This is a genomic window from Haloarchaeobius marinus, assembly GCF_051207415.1.
Taxonomy (GTDB): Archaea; Halobacteriota; Halobacteria; order Halobacteriales; family Natrialbaceae; genus Haloarchaeobius.
Genome location: NZ_JBPKGD010000002.1, coordinates 375,242 through 396,375 on the forward strand (window position 1 = coordinate 375,242; position 21,134 = coordinate 396,375).

The window sequence follows — 21,134 nt, forward strand, 5'->3', positions numbered from 1 at the left end:
ACGGGGGACTCACGCCGCCCGATACCGGTAGACCGGAGTTTATCGCGCGTCGAGCAGGTAGCCGGGCTATACTAAGGGTCCGCGCGTCCCCGACTCTCGCTATATGGGTTCCGTGGTAGTCTCCGTCGACGCAGAACTTGGCTGGGGTTTTCACGACCAGCGGTCGCCCCCGAGCGACCGCGCTCGCGCCGGTCGAAACGGGTGGCGCCGATTGCTCGACCTGTTCGACGAACACGAGATACCGGCGACGTGGGCCGTCGTGGGCCACCTCTTCCTCAGCTCGTGCGACCGGCGCCACAGGGAGATCCCCGCCCCGATGGGCTGGTTCCACTCCGAGCAGAACGGCCTGCTCGCCGACCCGGAACTCAGGTACGCCCCCGAACTCGTCGGCGCCACGGTCAACGCGGACGTGGACCACGACGTCGGGATACACACCTTCTCGCACGTCCAGTTCGGGTCCCTGGAGACCTCGACCGCACTCGCGCGCGCCGAGGTGGATGCGGCGGTCGAGGTCGCACGGCGCGCCGGCATCGACCCGGTCTCGTTCGTGTTCCCCCGGAACGACATCGGCCACCTCGACGTGCTCGCCGAGTCGCCCATCGAGTGCTACCGCGGCCACCGGCCGGACCAGCGCGGCGAGGTGAGCCAGAAACTCGGGAAGTTCCGCGACGCGACCATCGGACCCCGGACGCCGACGCTGGTCGAACCGTCGGTCGACGGGAACGGACTCGTGAACGTCCCCGCGTCGCTGTTCCTCTACGGGTTCGAGGGCCTGACCCGGACCCTCGCGGCGACGGTCCGCGAGGACCCCGTGGTCGCCAAGGTGCGTCGGGGGCTGGAGGCGGCGAGCAGTTCGGACGGCATCCTCCACCTGTGGCTCCACCCGAACAACCTGGTCAGTAGACGCCACGTCGACCGGATGGCTCGCATCTGCGAACTCGTCGGCGACTACAGCGACCGCGGCGAGGTGTCTATCCGGACGATGCGGGACGTTGCAGAGCAGGCACGGCAGCGTGGGCCGACCCCCACCACGGGGGACTGACCGGGCGCGTTCTCGACTGGCTCAGACGGAGGCCCTCACCGGGAGTCGTGTTCGCTGAGCGTCAGCGCCCAGTTCTCCGGCCGACGCAACTCCAGGCCGCCGACGCGCCAGGACGGTTCGTCCTCTCGCGTGAGGTCGTAGGCGACGTGCCTGCTCGGGGACGTGACCGCGGACAGCGGCCGTCGGTCGTCGGGCAGGAAGCCGAACCGACGCAGTAGCGACCGGTCGACGCTCCGGCCGGCGAAGGCGACCACGTCCGACTCGTCGGCGTCGCGGACGACCGCCTCGAACAGCGCGCGCGTCGCGTCTCGCGGACGGGCACCGGGGTCGAGGGGGACCGGTTCCATGACGTTCGTCACCACCGCGTCGTCCCGTTCGCCGGTGCCGGTGACGAGCGCGGCGACGTCCTCGCCGTCGCGTTCGGCGACGTACGCCCGGTACTCCCAGCGTGGATTCCGGAAGCGCCACCCGTAGAACGCCTCGTCGCGACGGGCGTGGATGCCGGGTTCGTTCGACCCGTCGGCGAGCGCGGCGAGGCGTCCCGGCGGCGGGCGCTCGTGTCGCATCACCCGGACGCCGTCTGGCACTCGCCTGGCGGCGTCGACCGCCGCGGTCGCCGCGTCGACGACGCCAGCCCCGGCGTTCGCCACGCGAGCGAGGACCGAGCTATCGGCCTTGCCCGCGAGCCCCGCCGGGTCCTGGACCCGATAGTGCGTGGGTATCTCCTCGACGACGTGGCCCCCGGACTTGAGGTAGCCCGGTTCGGACAGTTCGTTCGGGAAGTTGAACGCGAACGCCGGCGGGTGTCGCCGGTAGTAGTCCATCGCCTCCGTGGTCGTCGCGGTGAACAGGCCCCGTCGCCGGTGGTCCTCGTGGACGATGGTGTCGCCGAACCGGAGCGCGAGCGTCTCCTCGCCGTCGACGACCATCCGGTAGGGGACCTGCGGGCGGGCCGCGGCCAGTTCGCCGGAGGACTCGGCCTCGGCCACGAGGACCGGAACGTGCGAGACGGCGGGGTTCTCGACGTACTTCCAGTCGAACCACTCCGGCGACGCGGACCCCATGATCGGGCGGTAGAGGTCGAGGAACGCCTCTCGCTCGTCCTGTCGAAGGAACCGAATCCGGTACGTCTCGTCCGTGCCGTCCGGTTCGTAGGTCGTCATCGGCACCTGGCGGCCGGTGCTGTCCTCGACCGCCGACGTTTCTCAATCATCGTCGGCGGGCTCGGCCTCCAGTGCCTCCGGTCGTTCGTACACTTCGCAGTGCTCGGCGTGGTGGAACTCGAACCGGTCGTTGCAGATGTCCGCTTTCATCGGCGAGACGAACTCCTCCTGGATGGCACAGTAGGGGCGTTCGTGGTCGTTCTCGCCGTCTTCGTCGAATTCACGGTACTCGAGATACGGGCAACCCATGGGTCCACGTCCACCGAGAGCGACCAATGTAATGCGTTCATTAGGGACCGCACAGGGCAGGCCGCACCACGGTTCGTCTCACGTTACCCCAGTCACGTCAGGCGCTGGGACCGGCGAATACGGCCGATACGTCGCGTAATAAAGCGCGTAACTATGTCCTACCCCGTCGGAGTCGTCGTATGTTCGAGTCGATACCTGTGGTGTCGTGGCTCGGCCTGGGTGGTTTCGTCTCGTCGGCTGCACGGTCTTCGGGGCAGAGCGTCGAGTCCGACCTGACAGTGTCCGCACTGGACAGCATCCACGACGTCGACCCGAACCAGTGGAACAACCTCGTCGAGCAGTCGGACCTCGGCAGCGTCTTCCAGCGCCACGAGTGGTTGGCGCTCACCGAGGACACGGTCGCCGAGTACGAACCGTTGCACGTCGTCGTCTCGAAGGGGGAGAACCCGGTGGCCGTGCTCCCCAACGTCGTCCGACCGGTGCACGTCCCGGGGGACCCGGCCCTGGTCGACCGACTGCCCGCCCGCGAGGCCGTCTCGTTGCAACCCGGGTTCGGCGGTCCCATCGTCGGTGCCAGAGAGTGCGAGTGCCTCCCCCTGCTGTTCGACGAACTCGAGTCGACGACCGGCCCGGGCGTACTCTATCACACGATTCGTGGGTCGGACACGGCGTACGGCCGCTACGCGAAGTGGCTCGCCAAGCGGGGCTACGAACCGACGAACGTGAACTGCCGGTTCCGTCTCCACCTGGACCGGGGCTGGGAGGCCCTGCGCGAGAACATGCACAGCAGTCGCCGACGGGCCATCGACGCCGTCGAGGACGTGTCGGTGCGAGAGCGCACGTGCGACGCCTCGACCGCCCGCGACACCTATCCGGACTACGCCGCGAACGTAGAGCGCGTCGGCGGGGAGCCCTACCCGTTCGAGTTCTACGAGGCACTCGTGACCGAGTTCTCCGAGCGCGTCCTCGTGGTCACGGCCAGCCACGACGGCGAGGACGTCGGTTCGTACCTCTACCTCCTCGACGACGAACAGGACACGGTCCACTACTGGTTCGCGGCCGTCCCGGACGAGACGTGCTACGAACACAACGTCTCGGAGGCGTTGCACCGGTACGGCATCGAGTGGGGCATCGACGAGGGGTACCGGTACTACGACTTCGGCGCGACGGGTGCCCACTTCGACGACGGGGTGTTCCGCTACAAGGCGCGGTACGGGGGTGAACTCGTCCTGACGCCGCAGTGGCAGCGAGGGCACTCCCGGGCCGGCTGGATGGCGTTCAAGACGGGTCGGCGACTCTACCGCCTGGCGACGTACTGACCGGTCACGTCATCCCGAGCATCTCGCGCGCCTCGTCGGGCGTGGCCAGGTCCCGGCCGAGGTGCTCGACGAGGTTGGCGGTGCGGCGAACGAGTTGCTGGTTGCTCTCTGCCTGCTTGCCGCGTTCGAAGTAGAGGTTGTCCTCCATCCCGACCCGGATGTGACCGCCGAGGATGGCCGCGAACGTCGTCAGTGGGAGCTGGTGCCGGCCGGTCGCGAGGAGATTGAACTCGGAGTTCTCGGGGAGCGTGTCCACGAGTGCCTGCACCTGGCGGGGGTGTGGCGGCGTGAACACCTGTCCCCCGAAGATGATGTTGATGTAGTACGGCTCCTCGAGGTAGCCCTCGTCGATGAGCCGTTTCGCCTCCTGGAGCTGGCCGCTGTTGAAACACTCGAGTTCGGGCTTGATGCCTTTCTCCTGCATCTCCGTGGCCAGCTGGTCGATGTTGTACCGGGTGTGTTCGGTGATGATGTGCTGGTCGCGCTTGAACGGCCCGAGGTCCAGAGACGCCATCTCCGGCACGGGATTCGTCCGGATGCCCTTCACCCGTTCGGGGAACGTCGCCTGCCCGCCGGTCGTGTTCTGGACGATGATGTCGTCACACTGCTCCCTGATGGCGTCGTTCACCTCCTGGAGTCGGGCCGCGTTGTTCTCGCCGTGTTCGTCCCGCCCGTGTACGTGGACGATGGACGCGCCGAGACGCTCGCACTCGGCCACCTGTTCGGCGATCTCCTCGGGTTGCTCCGGAAGGTTCGGGTTCGCGTCCTTGCCGTGTACACCGCCTGTCGTCGCCACGGTGAGGATGAGTTTCTTCCCCGAGAGATAATCGTCGTAGGTCATGCTACTGCCCGGAGTCGAAGGGTTTGCACCGTTTTGTTTTGCAGTGTATACTGGCGACTGACGGTGGTATGCAGTGCTTGACGACCGACACTCCGTGTCCCGAAAATCGGGGGCTACGGCGACGGAACACGAGCGCAGAAGGGACGCCGACCGGCGGCCGCTGGTACGAGACGGGGCCGGTCGGGTCGCGAGCGTCGAGGGGAACCCGTATCCACGGCGGGTACGAGGGTCCGGGTGGCGGGACGTGGCCGGACCTGGTCGGGGAGCGGTGGTCCGACCCGTCACCGGTGGACGGGCCGGCAGCGGACCCCGGTCAGGTGTGTTCGCCGAGGTCGACGACCGCGTCCTCGTCGGCGACGATGAACGCGTCCTCCTTCAGCATCGTATCGTCGCTGGGCAACAGCAGCAGTTGCCCGTACTGCTCGGCGGTGACGACGTCGACGTCGAGCAGTCGATACTCGAGGTCGCGTTCGGGGTCCGGGTCGGCGGGAGCGTTCTCCCACTTGTTCTCGATGGACGCCATCCTAGACCCCCCAGAACGTGACGTCGGCGCTGCCGTCGAAGCTGACGGCGGTCACTTCGCCGGAGTACCGGAAGACGTCCGTGCCGTCGTGGACGACGCCGAGGACCTTCCCGTCGCGCGCGATGTCCTCCATGTCGTCGAAGTTGCCGCTGCCGGTACTGCTGGCATCGTCGCGTTCGATGTCGCCGGACACCGTCACCGTGTAGGTGGTGACCTCGTCTGCGTCTCGGCTGTCGACGACGAGTTCGTTCGGGAGGTCGCTACTGCTGCTACTGCTGCTGTCGGTGGACGATTCCTGACTGGTGCTGCCGTCGTCGCTGGTGGAGTCGTCGGTGGACGACTGGCTGGTGGAACCGTCGTCGGTCGAATCGGTGGAGCTGTCACCGCTCGACCCGTCGCCGACGAGTTCCCCCCACGTCGTCATCGACCCGTTCAGCGAGACGTCGACGACGTAGCCGTCGGTGACCGTGTAGTCGACGATCTCGCCGTCGAACATGTAGGAGTCGAGCGCGTCGGGGTCCAGACCGACGCTGGTGAGCGTCGTCGACCCGTCGTCGTTCGAGACGAGCTGGTCGGTGTCGGGTTCGGCCTCGTCGGCGAACTCGGCGTCGCCGGAGACGGTGACGGAGACGTCCAGGTTCTCGTCCGGGTTGTCGGGCGAGGCGTGGAGCGAGAGGACGTTCTCGTAGTCGTCGGGCGTGCTCGTGGTGGTCTCCTCGGTGCTGGTGTCCGTCGTCGTCTCGGACGTGCCCGCGTCGATGGGCGCGCCGAGGAACTCGGCGAAGTCGGTACGCGGCGCGTCCGCGCTGCTCCCGGTGACGACGGAGGAGGTGTCGACGCCCTCCATCTCGAGGTTACCGTCGCCGGAGAGGTGGACGTTCTCGACGCTCCAGTCTGCGTTGTCGCTCTTGTTGCGCACGACCGGCTGGTCGGTCTCGTTGAGGACGCGGCAGTTCCGCATCACGCCGGCGGTCTCCGACGCACGGAGTTCGACGGGCGACCCCGCACCGGAGACGCCCCGGTAGACGAAGTCACAGTTCTCGATGACGTGCGTCCCGGGTTCGCGGACCCGGATACCGCGACCGTTCGAGGAGTTCGCGCCGTCCGTCGGGGGCGTCTCGTCGATGATGATCAGCGAGTTGTAGACCTCGCTGTCGCCCGTCCCGATGCGGATGCCGGCGATGTTGTTGTTGTGGGCGACGCAGTTCTCGTAGATGACCCGACCGTTGTCGGTGTACGCGCCGTTGTTGGCGAAGCCCTGCCAGTAGCAGTTGCGGACGTAGGCGATGCCGGTGTGGTCGCGACTCGCGTAGAGGAAGCGGTCCTCCTCCTGGGTCGCGCCGTCGGGCGCACGGATGTGCTCGAAGCGGAGCGTGCCGCCGACCGAGAACTCGATACCAGCCTTGGGCGAGGGGTTCGAGCCCTTGAACGTGACGTTACGGAACAGGACCGTCCCGCTGTCGTGGCTGAAACTACCGCTTAACGTGTCGTTCACGTTGAAGACGACGTCCCCGATGTTGCCGTCACCGATGAGCGCGGCGTCGCCCGAACTCGGACCGTCGAGCGTGCCGTTCCACTGGTACTCGCCCGGAGGGATGTGCACCTCGTTCCCGCTCTGGAAGTGCTGGTCGATGTAGGGGTCGATTTCGTCGCCGGAACTCAGACCTTCTTCGCCGAGGTCGACGACCGTTCCGAACTCGCCCTCTGCTGCGGCGTTCCCACCGAGTACGCTCAGTGTACCGAGGGATAACGCTGCTGTACCGGCGAGTCGAAGCGAGTCGCGTCTACTGATTCCGTTCGAACCCGATTCATCGTCGGAGTGGCGTTCTGCCATGGCCGGTTAACCAGAAGCTACTGAAATAGTAATTTTCACCACTTCGGGACCCGAACGTACGGCATACCCCGAAGTTACTGACCAGGTACTTACCAGGTCCCGACCAGCTGGTACCAAGCACGGGTATGTTTCGACTACTGGCGACCGGAATCTTCACAGCGCAGGTAACGGGAATCTACGAACTGTCCGGGCGACCGGCAGGAAACGAAAATACGTCGCTACCCACGGTAAGGCGTCTTTACCACCAGCACAGGGCCGAAGCGAGGGATTCCACCGGCGGACGGACGACGGCCGTCGGCAGGTAGCTCACGGTTCATCGGCCCACAGTCGACCCTATAACAAAGGGTAGACACGCTGTCCCAGCAGGCATAATGGGTACCGAGACCGACGCAGGCGTCGATACGTTGCTCGTCGGCATCGACGCGGCCTGCCGTCCGATACTCGACAGGCTCTTCGACGCGAACGTGACGCCGAACCTGGCGTCGTTCTTCGCCGACGGTGCGACGGGGCCACTCGAGTCACAGTTGCCGCCGTGGACGCCGAGTGCGTGGCCGTCGCTGTACACCGGGGTCAACCCCGGGAAACACGGCGTGTTCGACTTCCTGCGGTTCGACGGGTACGACTGGGACATCGTGAACTACGACGACGTCCGGGAACGTGCACTCTGGGAACTGCTCGGCGAGCACGGTCTGACGAGCGTCGTCGTGAACGTGCCGGTCACGCATCCGGCACAGTCCTTCCCCGGTGCACTCGTCCCGGGGTACGTCGCCCCGGAGGGGCCGGCGTGTCACCCCGACGGCCTGCTCGACGAACTCAGGGACGAACTCGGCGGCTATCGCGTGTACCCGCGCGAGGGCGAGGACCGGGAGGACCAGCTCGCGGGCTACCGGGACTGCGTCCAGTCCCGGGCGGACGCCTTCACGTACCTCGCGGACAGGTTCGACCCGGACTTCGGGTTCGTCCAGTTTCAGGTGTGCGACACCGTCTTCCACGAACGTCCGGACGACTGGGGTGCGGTCGAGTCCGTCTACACGGCCGTCGACGACGCGTTCGCCCAGTTGCTGGACGAGTGTGACCCCGAGACGGTCGTCGTCGCCAGCGACCACGGCATCGGCGAGTACGACGGCTACGAGTTCCGGGTCAACGAGTTCCTCGCCGACCGCGGGTACGTCAAGTCGACCACCGACGGAACCGGGATGCCGTCGTGGTCGAGTCTCGCGCGCGAGCGATTCCGTGAGGGCGACGCCGACGAGGACGACGGCGATGCGTCCGAGAGTCCGACCATGGACGCGGCGGAACGCGCCGTCGCCACGGCCTCGAAGGTCGGACTCACCGCCGACCGGGTCTACGCCGTCCTGGACCGACTCGGGGTCGGTGAGTTCGTCGCCGACCGCATCCCGAACGACGTGGTGCGCGCCGGGACGCGCCGCGTCGACTTCGCGAACTCGACCGCGTTCATGCGTTCTCGAATCGAACTCGGCGTCAGACTCAACCTCGCCGGCCGGGAACCGAACGGGATCGTCTCGGAGAACGAGTACGACGCGGTCCGGGAGGAGGTTCGTGCCACGCTCGAACGCGCCCGGACGCCCGACGGCGACCCCGTGTTCGAGTCCGTCGTCCCTCGGGAGGTCGTCTACTACGGCCCCTACGTGGACGAGGCCCCGGACCTGCTAACCGTCCCGAACTCGTTCGACCAGTTCCTCTCGGCCTCGCTCCGGGGGGAGCAGTTCTCGGACCCTACAGAGCCGTGGAACCACAAGTCGACGGGCATCGTCGCCCTCGATGGCCCGGACGTCGGCAGCGGTCGACACATCGAGGCGGCGACCCTCCTCGACGTGGCCCCGACGCTCTGTTCGACGCTCGACGTCCCGGCCTCCGACCGGATGGACGGCGAGGCGCTCTCCGTGGTGCCCGAACCGGCCGTCGAGAGCTATCCCGAGTACGACCCGGACCGTCGGTCGCGGACCGTCTCCGGCGACGTGGAGCAGCGCCTCGCCGACATCGGTTACCTGGAGGGCGACGAATGAGCTACGAGATCGTCGAACTCGGTCCCGAAGAGCGCGACCGGTGGAACGACCTCGTACGGATGGCCCCGCACGGCACGCCGTTTCACCTCTACGAGTCCCTGGAGGTGCTCGCCGACCACTCGGGGACGCAACTGCACGCGTTGCTGTCCCAGAAGGGGCAAGAACCCGTCGGGCTCTTCCCGTTCTTCGAGCGGTCGGTCGGACCGGTGCCGGTTGCGTTCTCCCCACCCCCTGACCTCAAGGTAGAGTACCTCGGTCCGGTCCTCACGTGCCGGCAACCGCTCAAGCGCCGGAAACGCGAGAACCGCCTCCGTCACCTCGTCGACGACGCCATCGACTGGCTGGACGAACACGTCTCCCCGCGCTTCGTCAACGTCCGTACCGGCGCGACGTTCGACGACCCGCGACCGTTCGTCTGGAACGGCTGGACGGTCGTCCCTCGTCACACCTACGTCGTCGACCTGACCCAGGACGAGGACGACCTGCTCATGGCGTTCAGCAGCGACGCGAGGAACAACATCCGCGCCGCGGACAAGTACGACGTCTCCGTCTACGAGGGTGCTCACGAGGCCATCGACGACACGGTCGAACTCGTCCGACGGCGCCACGCCGAACAGGGACTCGACTACCCCCTCTCGGCCGAGACCGTCCGTGCGCTGTACGACGCCGTCCCGGACGGCGTGTTGCGACCGTACGTCTGCGAACTCGACGGCCAGTTCGTCGGCGGTTGCGTCACGCTGGAACTCGGTGACACCATCCTCGTCTGGCTCGGCACGGCCGAGAACGACGTCCCCATCGACCCCAACGACATCCTCGACTGGCACGCCATGTGCGAGGGGCGAGCGCGCGGCGCCGAACGCTGCGACCTCGTCGGCGCGAACAACGAACGGATATCGGACTACAAGGCGAAGTTCGCGCCCGAACTGGAGACGTACTACCGGCTCCAGCGCACGAGCAAACCCGCCAGCGTGGCGGCGAACCTCTACCAGCGACTCCGGTGACCGGAGTCCCGTGACAGGCGATACAGGTTACAGCAACGAGACGCCGGAGAGCAGTAAGGTGAGGTTATTCACGCCAGCGACGACCGAGACCGCAGACGGGATGCCGTATCCGAGGTAGCGGACGGTCGTCCTCGACGGCTCCGGGTTGGGGTACCAGTACGTGAGCACGACGGCGAGTTCCGTAAGGAGCGTTATGCCCACCAGGACGACCGCCGAGACGAGGACGACGCCGACGAGCACGCCCGTCTGTCGGAAGACGGCCCGGACGACGGGGTTCCCCTCGACGACGCCCGGCACGAAGGTCAACCCGACGAGCGTCGTGACCGCGTCGAGCGTGGTCGTCAGCGCGACGGCGGCGACACCCTGTCTGATGGTCGGCCCGCGGGAGAGCGTGACGTCGGTCCCCGACGGTGTCGAGTCGGTCGTGGCCATCGGTAGCGAGGTTTCGACAGACCCTCTTTGTTAGCGAGTGACTCCCACGGTCGAACCGGCACGTCCGTGCGAACCGCGAGCAACGACCTTCACCCTCTCGACGGTCGGACGCCGTCCCGGGGGGCCCACGGCCTTACTACGGTAATTCGTTGCTTACCCCGGTGTAGTACGTCTGTAACAAAGACGGTGGGAATCGTTCGGATTCGCCGTGTCGCGCAGTTCGGACGGGATGGCTACTCAGGTCGGTCGGTGTCCGCGGTTGGCGACAGAACGTGTTCGTCGACAACGGGCACGACGTCGGGTGTCGGCGGTGGGCAGACTGTCCCTCGTGTGAGGGCGTCGTACACCCCTTCGACGACCGAGCGGACTCGTCGGGTCGACGCCAGCGACGACGCGTGGGAACGGAAGGGCGATTTCCCACGACGCGTTGCTATCCCCGAGAACAGCGGTACGCGCGGCTGCGGGCGGAATCTGACGGACATCGGGTACGCCGATGGTAGACTATCAGACCACAATGAATAAATTCGAACCGCAAATCACGGGGAACACCATCCGGATAGAGCTCTACGTCTGTGCGTCGATGCACGGCACGTACGAGAAACAGTGCGACGCCATCGACGAGATCGAGTCCCTCGTCGACGCCGGCACGGTCGACGAGTTCGAACGACACGTCTGGGCGCACCGGCTGACACCGGCCGCGGACGACGAGTGGTGCAGCCGCGCCCGCCAGAAGTACCGCGAGTACGACCAGTGGGCCAGGTCCTCCGGCTGGTCGCTGAGTCCTGCCTTCTCGAAGCGGACAGTCACGAACGAGTTCGTCGGCGAGGAGTACGAGGTCATCCAGTTCCCGGTCATCAGCGTGGCCATCTACGCCGACGACCAGCTCGTGCGTGTCGCGCCCGCAATCTACGGCGAGGAACACTACAGCGTCGAGGACTGCCTCGAAGAACTGACTTCGCTAGAACAGACGTCGAGTCAACCGGTGCCGGTCGGGGTCGACTCGAACTAGGGCCAGTTCGGAACCGGTGCTTCGTACACGAGGTCGGGAGCCGAACGGAACGACCGTCCGAACGTATGAACTCACACGAGAGTCCGACGTACGACCCCGCGGCCGACGTCTACCGGGCCCGATACCGGTGGTCTCGTGACACGCCACCGAGCGTCGCCGTGGTCGAGATCGTCTCCGAAGTTCTCGGCGTCGGCCCGCTAGAACTCGACCCGCTGGACTCGACCGTCGATGCGGACAGTCTCGACGCCCTCCTCACGCCACCGCTCACGAAGGACGCTCCGCCGCTTCGGGTTACGTTCGAGTACGAGGGCTGTCGAGTCGTCGTCTCCAGGACGGGACTGGTCGAGGTCGAAGTCGAGACGGTCTGACCCCCCGGGGGTCGCTTCTCTGGACCGACCGAACCCGAAGACGCCGCGGCTTTTCGACCGGTACGTCACAGAAACGTTATGTGCGTCCATGTCATACGACCACAATGAGGCTGCTGGAAACGGGCGGTACGTCCGTGGTGGGACGACACGGGGCGGGAGTCCGAACGACCAGTCCGATGCATCATGACCGACAACGATTCCGAACCAGACGACGGTGACGGCTCCGGTGAGCGTCGAGTCGTCCGATGGCGAGAGTACGACCGACCGACTACCGCGGTCGTCAGCGCGGTCGCCGACATGACTGGACGTGACGAACTGGAGTTACCGGTCCTGGCGGACGCCGTCGACACCGACGCACTCGACGCTATCTTCGACCACGCCGCCGCGCATGGACGGGCACCCGTCACCGTCTCGTTCGAGTACGCCGGCGTCTCGGTGACGGTCGACAGCGACGGCGAACTCGTCGTGGAGCGGGAAGCGTAACGCGGCCTCGCAGTCGGTCGCCCACCGGCGTCGACGCACGGAGTTCTCGTTAGAAGTCGTTACTCGCGACCGCCAGGAAGATACGTCACTTCTCGTCGACCCGGTTCCGATTCCTGTAAGCGTTCGATATATAACAGATACTTTTTCATTACTGCCTCCCCAGCCTCCGACGTGTCCTCGGTCCGGTCTTCCCCGGTCGCACTCGCCAGAAACGGCCAGTCAGCGTGTCCAGAACGGCCGACGGTGGCCACCCGTGGGGGGCTGGTCGCTGCGGACTACTCGGGGGTCCATCTCCAGTCGGTACGTCCGCGCTCGTCGCGAGAATCGGTCGAGCCGTCTTCGGCGGGCGTCCGGGGTGACTTCCGGTACCGCAGTCCAGCCTCCCTCAGCAACCGCCGACAGCTCGGTATCGAGTACTCGACGTCGTGTGTCTCCCGGAGATACTGCTGGACGAGTGCTGGCGTCCACGCCGGAGCGTCCAGACCGACGTTCGTCGGCGACTCGTGGACTGCCCGTTCGAACGCTTCTTGCTCTGCCTCCGAGAGCTTTCGCTTCCGTCCAGTTCGACTAGCATCGGTGACGGCCCGTTCGAGGGGGTCGTCGGTATCGAGTCGCCGGAGCCAGCTGTATATCGTCCGTCGTTCGACGCCGTACCACTCGGCCAGTTCGGTCTGGGTCACACCGTTCTTGTACGCGATCGCCGCCAGCAGTCGCTGGGTGGGCTTCTTCCCGGCGACGTCGTCGAGGGCCGCTTGCAGGTCTTCGACGGCGATATCGTCGAGATGCTCCATCGGACGCTACGACGGACTGTGAGTAAAAAGTTCTGACGCTCGACGTGGTCGGTCGGGAGAACGCTCGCCGTCCACACTCGAAGACTTCGAGGTGGTCCTCGGCGACGCTAACGGGTGATTCGGTCGGGGTCACCTCCGGACGATAGGTGGTAATCCGTCCTTACATCGCTCGGGACGACCGGTCGGCGCTCGGGTCGTCAGCCGGACTCCTCGTCCTCGGCCGTCGGGCCGTAGTCCCCGCCGTACTTGATGAACAGGTAGGCGGCGCCGAGGACGCTCAGGAACGCGACGGTGACGGCGACCCCCAGGGTGAGCGCCGACTCGGGCAACGAGGGGATGGCAGCCCCGTCCTCGCCGCCACCACCGGTCGAGACTTCGACGGTCCCGACCATCCCGACGCCCTCGTGGGGGATGCAGAAGTAGTCGTAGGTACCCTCCACGTCGAACGTGTACGAGTAGGCTTCCCCGCCGGGGATGTCGCCTTCGGGGTAGCCGTTGCGGGCCGCGCTCTCGGAGTTGAACCCGCCGCTCGCGAAGAACTCCGCCTCTTCCGGAATCTGGTCCTCGTACGCAGTCACGGAGTGACCGATGTTCCCGACGTTCACCCATCGCACCGTCTCGCCCGGCGCGACGGTCACCTCGTCCGGGTCGAAGACGAGGCTGTCGGTCATGTCGACGGTGGTCTGTTGCTGTCCCGACGCCGACCCTGCTGTCGCACCGGCGGCAGCCCCCGCACCGACCGCCGTCCGCAGGAACCCCCGTCGGGTAACCGCCGTCGTTCGAGGGGCCGTTGACTGGACTCGTTTCATGGGACGGTAGTGACTTCCAGATTGGTCGTCTCGGTGCAAAGTTAGAAGTGTCGTACCGGAAGAAATGAAGTCCTACCTGCCGGCGGCGGCGGCCGACGCCCCGTTTTTAGGTCTGCCTAAGAATCGAAACGCTCTCGTGTTTTTAGGCGAGCCGAAAACCATGGTCGACGACTCCGGACGACGTGACGGGGTATCGCGACGGACGTACCTCGGACGAGGGGCGCTCCTCCTCGGTGCAGGTGGTCTCGCCGGCTGCCTCGGTGGCGAAGACGACGGACCACCGGCTCGCACTCGGCTACCCCGTGCCGGTCGCCGACCACTGGGACTGGATACGGCGCGCGTCCGAACTCGACGGCGACTCCGACGGCGGGGAGCGCTGGTGCGCCTGGTTCGATGAACGACTCTCGGACGACCCCGACCACCGACTGATAGAACTGCGCGAATGGGACGTCGACCGCATGTCCGGGACGTACGTGGAACCGGAGACTGTGGACGAACGGACGGCCCGCGGCGTCAGACGACTGGTCGAAGTGGTCGGCCCCGACCGGGTCCTCGACGCCCTGGCCGACGACCGCATCCGCGAATACGTCGCTGCGCAGGACGGACGGGCGACCGAGTGACCGAAGTGGGTGCCCTGTCGGTGCTGCAACGGGAACCGGGTCCCCGGTTAAATCTCGGAGACTACCTCGTGGTCGGTCTCGATGGCGTTCGCGTCCTCCGGGAGGAGCGCGACGACGAGGAAGTCGGCGTGGCCGCCGAGGTAGTCGAGGAGTCGGGAGATGCGCTCGGAGTCGATGGCCTCCAGTGAGTCCATCAGCATGACCGGGACCGACTCGTACACGTCGTGGACGAGGTACCCCGCGAGCGCGAAGACGAGTCCCGTGACCTCGCGTTCGCTCTCGCTCAGGTGGTCGACGGTGTCCTCGTAGGTCTGTCCGTCGTCGGTCGTCCGGATGATGTGCAGGTCGAAGCGCTGCCTGTCGACCTTCTGGCGACCCTCGCGGACACGCTGTTCGGTCCGTTCGATCCAGATGCGCTCGATGTTCTCGTACTCGAGGATGTCGAGGACCTGTTCCATGTGGGTGTTGAATGCCTCGACGGCCTCCTGTTCGAGTCGGTCGATACGGTTCCGGAGTTCCTCTAACTGCTCGGTGATCTGCTCGCGTCGCTCCTCGTACTCGCTCCGTTCGTCAAGCAGGGACTCGATCTCTGCGATCTCGGACTCGACGGTCTCGAGTTCGTCCTCCTTCTGCTCGAGTTCGAACTCGGCCTCGTTGGCGTCCTTGTGCAGGGAGAGGAGTTCGCTGTAGTCGGTCGTCTCCTTCTGTTCGACCTCGGCCTCCAGTTCGGTGACCGACTCCCGAAGCTCCTCGCGGCGGTCCTCCAGGTCCTCGATGCGGTCGCGCTTTCGCTCTATCTCGACGTCTATCTCGGAGAGGCGGGCGTTGATGTCGTCGAGTTCGCCTCGGGTCTGCTCGTACTCCGAGACCTGCTCTTTCGTCTCCTCGATGTCGCGCTTGACGGACTGTCGTTCGCTCATCTTGTCCTTCCGGAACGACTTCAGTCGGTCCAGCGTGTCGGCGACCTCGCCCCGGTCGACCTCGGACCCGCACGTCCAGCAGACGACCGTCTCCTGGTCCTCCAGCAACTTGTCGGTGACCGTCCCGTCGTTGCGCTCCGAGGTGCCGTCGTCGCGGAGCACCTCGGCTATCTCGCTGTCCGTGCCCGAGAGCATGTCCTGGTTGAAGTCGACGATGCTCTGGAGTTCGCGAACCTGCGCGTCGAGACGGCGCTTTCGCTCGCGCAGGTCGTCGAGGTCGCCCCGGAGTTCGGCGACGTCGACGTCCGGGTCGACCGAGAGGTCGCTCCGGGCGGCCTGCTTCTCCTCGCGTTCGTTCTCCAGGGAGTCGATGGTCTCTCGCGTCGTCTCGATCTGGAACCTGACGTCGTCGAGGTCCGACCTGAGCGATTTCAACTCGTCGAGTTGCTCCTCCATCTCGGCCGTCTCGCCGCGAGACTCCTCGATGTCGGCGTCGGTGTTCGATATCTCGTCCTCGAGGTCGGCGAGGCGCTCGCGGCGGTCCGCGATCTCCTCCTCGAGTCGAGTCCGGCGCTGTTCGAGGCCGACGAGGTCGCGTTCGCGTTCGTCGACGGTCTCTATCTTCTCGTCGACCTGTCGCTTCTCCGCCTCAAGCATCGTGATCTCGGCGTTTATCTCGTCGGTGTCGATGGGGCGGGTGATTATCTCCCGGAGGTCGTCACCGCGTGCGACCGCGCGTCGAGCCTCGTTCTCTTCGAGGAGGAACGCGAACAGGTCGGCGAGTTCGGGGTCGTCGAGGTAGCCCTCGCCGTGGCTCTGGACGACGCCGTTGCGTCGGTCGAACTCCCGCTCGACGACCGTCTCGCCGAGGGTGAGGCGAACCGACCCGTGGTCGGCGTCGCCCTTGAGGCTGAACCGGTCGCTCCCCATCGCCGCCATCAGCGACTGCAGGAAGGAGGTCCGATTCGTGGCGTTCCGTCCCTTGAGAACGGAGATGCCCCTCGTGAGGTCGACGGTCGTCTCGTCGATACCACCGATGTTCTCGACGTCTATCTGAAGGGTGTCCCCTACTGTCTGGGCCGAGGTCATAGTTGGAGTTTCACCGTCCCGGCAATAATTCTTTTCATAAGCCGTACCGGTTCTCAGTCGCCGCCACAGTCGCATCCGTCACCGATGGCGGTGTCGAAGTCCATCGAACGGCCACAGTCCGAACAGACCACCTGCAGGTCGAGGACGACGTCGACGTCTCCGACGTCGGCGATGTCCGCGGACCGGAGACTCTCGACCGTCGACTGCGTCACCAGTTCGGTTCGCTGGCGCAACGAGTAGACCGTGTCGCGCGCGTTCTGCTTTCGCTCCTCCGGTGTCACGGTGTCGGTCTTCGAGGCGCCGAGGCACTCGGTGAGGTGCCGATAGACCGACTGGTGCGACACCAGGTCCGACGACAGTTCGTCGACGTCGACGCCGGCACGTTCGAGTTCGCGCTCTATCTCGATGGTCTCGGTCTCGCTCAGTTCGTCCGTCCGGAGGGCCTCGTAGACGGGCGTTCGACTCCACTCTATCTGCCCGACGTTCGCGGCGGTGAGGGCGGCACCGATGGCGTCCTTGTTGACCTCCTCGGTCAGGCGACGAACGCTCTTGTCGGTTCGCCACTCCTCGGCCAGTCGCGCGTCCAGGTCCTCGAGGTCGTACCGGTCGCCCAGACGGCCGACCTTGCACGTACACTCGTCTTGTTTCCCAGCCATCGTTTTACGACTGTCTCTTACACCTCTATGCTTGTAACGCTTTTCACCGCCCGCGACGGGCAGTATCGCGCCCCAGAGTGGCTGAAACGCTCGTTTTCCAGCGCCCGGCTCGAATCCCGACGGACCGACGGACGAAGTAAAAGATATCCATCATACTCGATTCCGCGACCACGATTCGGGCCCGGACGACGCGACCCCCGTCTCTACCGTGGCACCGGGAGTCGCAACCGGCCCCGGGTGCCGACGGGTCCCGTCCGGCACTGGGTCGGAGACCGCCGCGGGACGGCCGAACGGAGGAATGATAGAAATATTAGATACCAATACAGTCGTCACGTATTTCTTCATCGGCTTAGGTCCGGTATCGAACCCGTTGGCGGGAATCTGAGGGAAACGCGGATAGAGGGGTGCTTCGGGCGTTGTAGGGGCGTCTCCGGCACGTTGGAGCGACGTCCCGTCCGTTCGGGTTCCATCGGGGCGGTGGCGACAGCCGGCCGATACCGGACGAGGGCAGATACCCGTCCAGTAGCTCTCAGAACTCGGGTTACGAGCTTCTCAGGAACGGCACGACGTGACCGATCGGGCGGCTGAGCCACGACTTGTTCGAACCTCCTGATAAACATATGGAAGTAAATAATAGTGCAGTAGTATATTCTAACTTATTATTTCTGTGCACCACCGGTTCCGTTCGAGCGCGCACCGGTCGCGCTCACAGGGTCGACCTGTCCGGCACCTCCGGTCGCAGTGGCGACTGGGCGTGGAACGTGTCGCTGGTAAGTGGTGATTTCTCGACAGATGCCGGAACGCAGGCGCCGAATCGTCGCCGGTGAATCGCCCGTGGCGACGGGTCGGTAGCGATGGGTCGGAGACGGTTACGGAACGTCGAGGAGAACGCCCCGTCCTTCAGGGCGGGGCCGAACCCAGCACGTCCCTCCCGACCACGTTCGGCGCGCCGAACCGGTGGTTCAGGCGGTACTCGACCGCGGTACTGGTCGACCGGGGCGGGCCACCCGCCCACGTAGTCGGACGATATCGGGACGTCCCGGTTCCGAGCAGAAGATACCCCTTCTGTTGCGGAACCGGGGTGTGGTACGCGAACGAATCTCCGAATCCCGTGGCGGGATGGGAAACGGCCGGGTAGCACGGACAGTAATCGCCCACTCCGGGTTGGTGCAGACCGTACCCCGCCCGACTCAGCGGTGCGGTGCAGCGCCGTGGGAATCCTCGCCCGTCACGGCGGGTCGGACGTCGGGCGAGTACACTGGCGATAACAAAGACGGACGGTCGCCCACTGTCCCAAGTGCCACCATGGCAAAACGAATCACAGAGGAGGACGAGGGGAAGAAGGTCGTCAACTCCGCCGGCGACACCGTCGGCGTCATCTCCGGCTTCCGAGGCGGGACGGCGTACGTCGACCCGGACCCGGGACTCACCGACAAACTCCGGGCGAGACTCGGCTGGGAACACATCGACGAGGACGACTACCCCCTCGACGAGACGAAGGTCGAAACGGTAACGGACGACGAGATACGGCTCAAATCCGACCTGCAGGAGATGTGACCGTCGTCGGGACGTCACTCCGCGTCCCGACCCGTCGTCTTCGAACCATTTACGACACCGGACGTACAAGTCGGGGCCATGGCCGAGGAGACACCGCAGGAAGTCGCCGCACTCGTCGAGAAGATGGCCACCGAATACGTACAGTCGGAGTACGAGATCGCCCGGGCCCTCGCATCGGCGGAGGGACCGCTGTCGATAGACGACCTCGTCGAAGAGACGGGGTACACCGACAGGACCGTCGAGAAGCGCGTCGACACGCTCGAACAACGACTGGGCGGCGAACCGCTGTTCCAGCGCGACGAGGAGGACCGACCGATGCTCCACCCGGTCCTCGCCAGGGCCGTCCGGGACGAGACCGAGGACTGAACGCGGGTCACGCGAGGCCCCGCCGAACGACAGCGCCCGCTCAGTCGTCCGGTTCGACGAGGTGTCTACTCCCCCAGTCCGCCATCGCTGCGATGACGGGTTCGAGCGACTCGCCGCGGTCGGTGAGGGAGTACCGGACGCGGAACGGTTTCTCGCTGACGACCGCCCGGTCGACGAGCGTCTTCTCTTCGAGGTCGTCGAGGCTGTCCGAGAGGACCTTCGACGAGATACCGTCGACCTCGTCCTTGAGCGCGTTGAACCCGAGTGGTCCGTCGTCCAGGAGGCGGTGGACGATGACGGGGTGCCACTTCTTGCCGATGAGCATCGCGGTGGTGGTGACCGGGCACCAGTCCTCGCCGGTGCACCAGACCTCGATCCGCCCGTCGTCTCTCACGTCCATGGCTCCGATTACAGCGGCGACCGGGAAGTACATTACCCACAGCCGAGGGCGTGACGGTCGAACGGGGGTGATTCGGGCAGGCCGGGCCGGTCAGTACTCGGTCCCCTTCCGGGCGGACTGTCCCCGGTCCATGGGGTGTGACTCCTTCCGGACGTCGGTGACGAGGTCGGCCTCGTCGACGAGCCACGCCGGGCGCTCGTGGCCGCCGGTGAGGACGAGTTCCAGTCCGGGGGGGCTGTCCGCGAGCAGGTCGAGCACGTCGTCGGGGTCGACCAGGCCACGGTTCGCGGCGTACACCACCTCGTCGAGAATCAGCATGTGGACGCCGTCGACCGGGTCGCCGTCGTGGTCGAACGGGGTGGTCAGGTCGGCGTCCCGGCACCCGGCGACCGTCGCACGGGCGCGTTCGAGACCGCCGGCGGCCTGGGCGGCGTGTTCGTCGTCGTCGGACCCGTCGAGGAAGCCGTGCCAGCCGTAGTGCCCGGTGTGCTCGTAGCTGAACCCGGGGACGGCGTCGATGGCGGCGTACTCGCCACGGACGTCTTCGACGCTGTCGGCACCGCCCTTCATGAACTGGAGCATGTGGACGCGGTAGCCGTGGCCGGCGGCCCGGAAGCCCATCCCCATCGCGGCGGTGGTCTTGCCCTTCCCGTCCCCCCAGAACACCTGCACGAGTCCGAACTCGTCGGGTGCGGCCGGTTCGATGGAGTCTCCGGAGGCCGGCGTCTCCCCGTCCGTCATCGGTCGGGCCCCTGCCCGGCGAGCACCTCGACCTCGCCCAGTTCCACCCGGTCGCCGACGGCGAGTTCCGAACCCCACGACGACTCCGGAATCCGCGTGTTCACCATCACGCGGTAGTGGTGGTCGAACCGGTCCCGGTTCGCCCAGTCCGGCAGGGTGGCAGCGCGGCGTTCGATGAACCGTTCGCGGAACCCGGGGGTCTCCTCGCCGGTGTCGGGTTCGCGGGTCGGGACGACGCACCGCTGACACGGGCCGACGCCGTGGAACTCGACGTCCCCGATGGAGAACGCCCGGACCGACTCCCGGTCGGCGTAGAGGCGGTCCTCCCAGAACGGTTCGCCGGCGTCCACGACGACGTTCGGCCGGAGGCGACGAAGCACCTCGTCGGCGTCGACGCCGTCGTACCAGTCGGCAACGCGCTCGACGGTCTCCCGGGCGATGACCGTCGGCCCGCTGGCGTCGGTGTCGTCGGGCATCCCGCCGGCGGCGTCGCGGACGACGCTCACGGGATAGCCCAGGAACTCCGAGAGCCAGGCGTTCAGACGCCCGCGTTCGGCGTCCATGCTGAACGTGGTCCACGCGTCGGCGTCGTGCTCGCGGACCGAGAGTTCGCGTCGCCCCGGGTCGTACCGCGACCGGACCCGGTGGAGCGCCGGTTCACGCTTCCCGGTGACGAACTCGCGGTCCCCGTCGACGATGGCGTACTCCCGGTCGTGCCTGAGCGCACCGGCGTTGACCTGGACGGTATCGACGTCGACGGGGTCGAGCGACTTCACCGGGTAGACGCGGAGACGGGCGACGGACGGCATAGGCCCGGCTAGGGGCGGGGGTCGCTCAAGGATTGCGGTCTGGTCTCGCCCGACCCTTTAACCGACCACCCGGCGAAGGGTCGAG

General features: G+C 66.2%; 22 protein-coding genes and 1 pseudogene. 10 read left to right on the plus strand and 13 right to left on the minus strand.

The window, feature by feature from the left end:
• Positions 1–103 precede the first annotated feature (103 nt).
• The gene (locus tag ACSC1W_RS08035; RefSeq protein WP_435346445.1) at positions 104–1,042 is read left to right on the plus strand and encodes a polysaccharide deacetylase family protein; all 939 of its coding nucleotides are present in this window, start codon (positions 104–106) and stop codon (positions 1,040–1,042) included.
• Positions 1,043–1,077: 35 nt separating this feature from the next.
• Here the strand turns inward: ACSC1W_RS08035 and ACSC1W_RS08040 are convergent, their stop codons facing one another.
• Positions 1,078–2,205: a GNAT family N-acetyltransferase gene (locus ACSC1W_RS08040; protein ID WP_435346447.1), complete on the minus strand. Its 1,128-nt coding sequence runs from the start codon at positions 2,203–2,205 to the stop codon at positions 1,078–1,080.
• Between the two features lie 42 nt (positions 2,206–2,247).
• Entirely contained in the window at positions 2,248–2,454 is a 207-nt protein-coding gene (locus tag ACSC1W_RS08045) for a hypothetical protein (RefSeq protein ID WP_435346449.1), read from the minus strand.
• Between the two features lie 278 nt (positions 2,455–2,732).
• Between ACSC1W_RS08045 and ACSC1W_RS08050 the strand changes: the two genes are divergently transcribed.
• The gene (locus ACSC1W_RS08050; RefSeq protein ID WP_435346451.1) at positions 2,733–3,773 is read left to right on the plus strand and encodes a lipid II:glycine glycyltransferase FemX; all 1,041 of its coding nucleotides are present in this window, start codon (positions 2,733–2,735) and stop codon (positions 3,771–3,773) included.
• A 4-nt stretch (positions 3,774–3,777) separates the two neighbouring features.
• On the opposite strand, the gene ACSC1W_RS08055 is transcribed toward ACSC1W_RS08050, so the two are convergent.
• From ACSC1W_RS08055 to ACSC1W_RS08065, 3 genes are all read right to left on the minus strand, one after another.
• A complete protein-coding gene (locus ACSC1W_RS08055; RefSeq protein WP_435346452.1) occupies positions 3,778–4,614 on the minus strand; it encodes a beta-keto acid cleavage family enzyme in 837 nt (278 codons plus the stop codon).
• Positions 4,615–4,927: 313 nt separating this feature from the next.
• Positions 4,928–5,137: a hypothetical protein gene (locus tag ACSC1W_RS08060; RefSeq protein ID WP_435346454.1), complete on the minus strand. Its 210-nt coding sequence runs from the start codon at positions 5,135–5,137 to the stop codon at positions 4,928–4,930.
• 1 nt (position 5,138) lies between these two features.
• Positions 5,139–6,971, minus strand: a complete 1,833-nt coding sequence (locus tag ACSC1W_RS08065; RefSeq protein WP_435346456.1) for a pectinesterase — start codon at positions 6,969–6,971, stop codon at positions 5,139–5,141.
• 371 nt (positions 6,972–7,342) lie between these two features.
• On the opposite strand from ACSC1W_RS08065, the gene ACSC1W_RS08070 reads away from it, so the two are divergent.
• Positions 7,343–8,998, plus strand: coding sequence for an alkaline phosphatase family protein (locus ACSC1W_RS08070; RefSeq protein ID WP_435346458.1), 1,656 nt, complete (start codon positions 7,343–7,345; stop codon positions 8,996–8,998).
• Complete coding sequence (locus tag ACSC1W_RS08075; protein ID WP_435346460.1) at positions 8,995–9,999, plus strand: lipid II:glycine glycyltransferase FemX; 1,005 nt, start codon at positions 8,995–8,997, stop codon at positions 9,997–9,999. Before ACSC1W_RS08070 ends, ACSC1W_RS08075 begins: the two co-directional genes overlap by 4 nt.
• A gap of 27 nt (positions 10,000–10,026) precedes the next feature.
• Here the strand turns inward: ACSC1W_RS08075 and ACSC1W_RS08080 are convergent, their stop codons facing one another.
• Positions 10,027–10,431, minus strand: a complete 405-nt coding sequence (locus tag ACSC1W_RS08080) for a DUF5658 family protein (RefSeq protein WP_435346462.1) — start codon at positions 10,429–10,431, stop codon at positions 10,027–10,029.
• 514 nt (positions 10,432–10,945) lie between these two features.
• Here ACSC1W_RS08080 and ACSC1W_RS08085 point away from each other — a divergent pair.
• The 3 genes from ACSC1W_RS08085 to ddfA all read left to right on the plus strand — a co-directional run bounded on the left by ACSC1W_RS08085 (position 10,946) and on the right by ddfA (position 12,291).
• Positions 10,946–11,440, plus strand: a complete 495-nt coding sequence (locus ACSC1W_RS08085) for an HTH domain-containing protein (protein WP_435346464.1) — start codon at positions 10,946–10,948, stop codon at positions 11,438–11,440.
• A gap of 65 nt (positions 11,441–11,505) precedes the next feature.
• Complete coding sequence (locus ACSC1W_RS08090) at positions 11,506–11,808, plus strand: HalOD1 output domain-containing protein (RefSeq protein ID WP_435346466.1); 303 nt, start codon at positions 11,506–11,508, stop codon at positions 11,806–11,808.
• A 183-nt stretch (positions 11,809–11,991) separates the two neighbouring features.
• Positions 11,992–12,291: a DdfA family disk-determining factor gene (gene ddfA, locus ACSC1W_RS08095; protein ID WP_435346468.1), complete on the plus strand. Its 300-nt coding sequence runs from the start codon at positions 11,992–11,994 to the stop codon at positions 12,289–12,291.
• 261 nt (positions 12,292–12,552) lie between these two features.
• Here ddfA and ACSC1W_RS08100 read toward each other — a convergent pair.
• A pseudogene (locus ACSC1W_RS08100) lies at positions 12,553–13,082 on the minus strand (helix-turn-helix domain-containing protein); the annotation flags it as partial.
• Between the two features lie 197 nt (positions 13,083–13,279).
• Positions 13,280–13,891, minus strand: a complete 612-nt coding sequence (locus ACSC1W_RS08105) for a plastocyanin/azurin family copper-binding protein (RefSeq protein WP_435346470.1) — start codon at positions 13,889–13,891, stop codon at positions 13,280–13,282.
• A 182-nt stretch (positions 13,892–14,073) separates the two neighbouring features.
• Here ACSC1W_RS08105 and ACSC1W_RS08110 point away from each other — a divergent pair, with 182 nt between their 5' ends.
• Positions 14,074–14,511 carry a hypothetical protein gene (locus ACSC1W_RS08110; protein WP_435346472.1) on the plus strand — a complete coding sequence of 146 codons (438 nt, stop codon included), beginning with the start codon at positions 14,074–14,076 and terminating at the stop codon, positions 14,509–14,511.
• A gap of 47 nt (positions 14,512–14,558) precedes the next feature.
• Here ACSC1W_RS08110 and ACSC1W_RS08115 read toward each other — a convergent pair whose 3' ends face one another.
• Positions 14,559–16,520 (minus strand): archaea-specific SMC-related protein, encoded by a 1,962-nt coding sequence (locus tag ACSC1W_RS08115; protein WP_435346474.1) that lies wholly within the window; start codon positions 16,518–16,520, stop codon positions 14,559–14,561.
• Between the two features lie 53 nt (positions 16,521–16,573).
• The gene (rdfA, locus tag ACSC1W_RS08120; RefSeq protein WP_435346476.1) at positions 16,574–17,176 is read right to left on the minus strand and encodes a rod-determining factor RdfA; all 603 of its coding nucleotides are present in this window, start codon (positions 17,174–17,176) and stop codon (positions 16,574–16,576) included.
• A 1,305-nt stretch (positions 17,177–18,481) separates the two neighbouring features.
• On the opposite strand from rdfA, the gene ACSC1W_RS08125 reads away from it, so the two are divergent.
• Both ACSC1W_RS08125 and ACSC1W_RS08130 read left to right on the plus strand, forming a co-directional pair.
• The gene (locus tag ACSC1W_RS08125) at positions 18,482–18,733 is read left to right on the plus strand and encodes a DUF8593 domain-containing protein (RefSeq protein WP_435346478.1); all 252 of its coding nucleotides are present in this window, start codon (positions 18,482–18,484) and stop codon (positions 18,731–18,733) included.
• A 78-nt stretch (positions 18,734–18,811) separates the two neighbouring features.
• Entirely contained in the window at positions 18,812–19,099 is a 288-nt protein-coding gene (locus tag ACSC1W_RS08130) for a hypothetical protein (protein WP_435346480.1), read from the plus strand.
• Positions 19,100–19,139: 40 nt separating this feature from the next.
• Here the strand turns inward: ACSC1W_RS08130 and ACSC1W_RS08135 are convergent, their stop codons facing one another.
• From ACSC1W_RS08135 to ACSC1W_RS08145, 3 genes are all read right to left on the minus strand, one after another.
• Positions 19,140–19,499, minus strand: a complete 360-nt coding sequence (locus ACSC1W_RS08135) for a winged helix-turn-helix transcriptional regulator (protein WP_435346482.1) — start codon at positions 19,497–19,499, stop codon at positions 19,140–19,142.
• A 90-nt stretch (positions 19,500–19,589) separates the two neighbouring features.
• Complete coding sequence (locus ACSC1W_RS08140) at positions 19,590–20,240, minus strand: cob(I)yrinic acid a,c-diamide adenosyltransferase (RefSeq protein ID WP_435346484.1); 651 nt, start codon at positions 20,238–20,240, stop codon at positions 19,590–19,592.
• Entirely contained in the window at positions 20,237–21,049 is an 813-nt protein-coding gene (locus ACSC1W_RS08145) for an MOSC domain-containing protein (protein WP_435346486.1), read from the minus strand. Before ACSC1W_RS08145 ends, ACSC1W_RS08140 begins: the two co-directional genes overlap by 4 nt.
• Positions 21,050–21,134 lie beyond the last annotated feature (85 nt).

Excerpts from the sequence above, each read along its gene's own strand:
- ACSC1W_RS08035 (WP_435346445.1), top strand. The coding sequence starts at position 104 with ATGGGTTCCGTGGTAGTCTCCGTCGACGCAGAACTTGGCTGGGGTTTT.
- ACSC1W_RS08040 (WP_435346447.1), bottom strand. The coding sequence starts at position 2,205 with ATGACGACCTACGAACCGGACGGCACGGACGAGACGTACCGGATTCGG.
- ACSC1W_RS08045 (WP_435346449.1), bottom strand. The coding sequence starts at position 2,454 with ATGGGTTGCCCGTATCTCGAGTACCGTGAATTCGACGAAGACGGCGAG.
- ACSC1W_RS08055 (WP_435346452.1), bottom strand. The coding sequence starts at position 4,614 with ATGACCTACGACGATTATCTCTCGGGGAAGAAACTCATCCTCACCGTG.
- ACSC1W_RS08060 (WP_435346454.1), bottom strand. The coding sequence starts at position 5,137 with ATGGCGTCCATCGAGAACAAGTGGGAGAACGCTCCCGCCGACCCGGAC.
- ACSC1W_RS08065 (WP_435346456.1), bottom strand. The coding sequence starts at position 6,971 with ATGGCAGAACGCCACTCCGACGATGAATCGGGTTCGAACGGAATCAGT.
- ACSC1W_RS08070 (WP_435346458.1), top strand. The coding sequence starts at position 7,343 with ATGGGTACCGAGACCGACGCAGGCGTCGATACGTTGCTCGTCGGCATC.
- ACSC1W_RS08075 (WP_435346460.1), top strand. The coding sequence starts at position 8,995 with ATGAGCTACGAGATCGTCGAACTCGGTCCCGAAGAGCGCGACCGGTGG.
- ACSC1W_RS08080 (WP_435346462.1), bottom strand. The coding sequence starts at position 10,431 with ATGGCCACGACCGACTCGACACCGTCGGGGACCGACGTCACGCTCTCC.
- ACSC1W_RS08085 (WP_435346464.1), top strand. The coding sequence starts at position 10,946 with ATGAATAAATTCGAACCGCAAATCACGGGGAACACCATCCGGATAGAG.
- ACSC1W_RS08090 (WP_435346466.1), top strand. The coding sequence starts at position 11,506 with ATGAACTCACACGAGAGTCCGACGTACGACCCCGCGGCCGACGTCTAC.
- ddfA (WP_435346468.1), top strand. The coding sequence starts at position 11,992 with ATGACCGACAACGATTCCGAACCAGACGACGGTGACGGCTCCGGTGAG.
- ACSC1W_RS08105 (WP_435346470.1), bottom strand. The coding sequence starts at position 13,891 with ATGAAACGAGTCCAGTCAACGGCCCCTCGAACGACGGCGGTTACCCGA.
- ACSC1W_RS08115 (WP_435346474.1), bottom strand. The coding sequence starts at position 16,520 with ATGACCTCGGCCCAGACAGTAGGGGACACCCTTCAGATAGACGTCGAG.
- rdfA (WP_435346476.1), bottom strand. The coding sequence starts at position 17,176 with ATGGCTGGGAAACAAGACGAGTGTACGTGCAAGGTCGGCCGTCTGGGC.
- ACSC1W_RS08125 (WP_435346478.1), top strand. The coding sequence starts at position 18,482 with ATGGCAAAACGAATCACAGAGGAGGACGAGGGGAAGAAGGTCGTCAAC.
- ACSC1W_RS08130 (WP_435346480.1), top strand. The coding sequence starts at position 18,812 with ATGGCCGAGGAGACACCGCAGGAAGTCGCCGCACTCGTCGAGAAGATG.
- ACSC1W_RS08135 (WP_435346482.1), bottom strand. The coding sequence starts at position 19,499 with ATGGACGTGAGAGACGACGGGCGGATCGAGGTCTGGTGCACCGGCGAG.
- ACSC1W_RS08140 (WP_435346484.1), bottom strand. The coding sequence starts at position 20,240 with ATGACGGACGGGGAGACGCCGGCCTCCGGAGACTCCATCGAACCGGCC.
- ACSC1W_RS08145 (WP_435346486.1), bottom strand. The coding sequence starts at position 21,049 with ATGCCGTCCGTCGCCCGTCTCCGCGTCTACCCGGTGAAGTCGCTCGAC.